The sequence below is a fragment of the Chromohalobacter sp. 296-RDG genome, from assembly GCF_029889885.1.
Classification (GTDB): Bacteria; Pseudomonadota; Gammaproteobacteria; order Pseudomonadales; family Halomonadaceae; genus Chromohalobacter.
Genome location: NZ_JARANY010000281.1, coordinates 1 through 816 on the forward strand (window position 1 = coordinate 1; position 816 = coordinate 816).

At 64.8% G+C, this 816-nt stretch carries 1 protein-coding gene; it reads right to left on the reverse strand.

Annotation, left to right across the window (positions count from 1 at the left end):
• Positions 1–816, reverse strand: an 816-nt coding sequence (locus OP495_RS18535) for an N-6 DNA methylase (RefSeq protein ID WP_280571248.1), incomplete at both ends; no start/stop codon positions are given.

Here is an 816-nt window from a genome sequence, read left to right on the forward strand (position 1 = left end):
GACTTGGCCTCGGCGGCCTTGATGCGGGCGTCCAGCTCGGCCTTGCGGGCGGCCAGCTCTTCCAGCTCGGCCACGTAGTCCTCCAGCAGGAAGTGCACCAGGCGGTGATCCAGCGGGTTGGCCTTGCTCTGCTCGTCCTCCAGCAGGCTCGCGATGCTGGTACGCCAGGCGTCCACCACGCCCAGGCAACCGCGGGCTTGTAGGGTGCGAAACTCGTTCTTGTTATCGAACCAGAAGCCGGCGATGATGCCGCGCACCGCGAAGCGGTCGAGCATGGCGGTGGCGTCCAGCGCTGTGGTAAAGCTTTGAAGCAGTTCATCACGCAGCCCGGTAAGCCGGCCCTGCTGATTACTCAGCGAGGTAATGCTGCTGCCGTGTTCTCGCCACCAGGCTTCGAAGGCCTGCATGACCCGGGCCTCTTTCTGCTGCAGGCCCGTATTATTCTCGATGGCGGGCTTGAGATCGCGCTTCTCATCCAACCGCTCGGCGAAGTCCACGTAGTCGGCGTCATTCGCTCGCGGCATGAAGAGCGCCATGGGATCGAGCCCCTGGGCGTCGAAGAGCGGGCGCCTGGCGTCGATCTCGGCCATCGGTACGCCACCCTTGAGGTGGGCGCGCACGTCCTGGGGCTCCGGCGACGGCGTGTTGTCAGCGTAGCGGCGGATGTTGAGGTTGTAGTCGTTGTCGCGCAGCTCCGCGATGGGTACCACGCGAGAGAACCCCGGCTCTTGGGCAAAGGCCTCGAAGGTGCTGGCGATCTTCTCGATGTGCTCTGGCAGCAGGTGGTTCTGGGCGCGGCCCTCGTAGTATTCACGG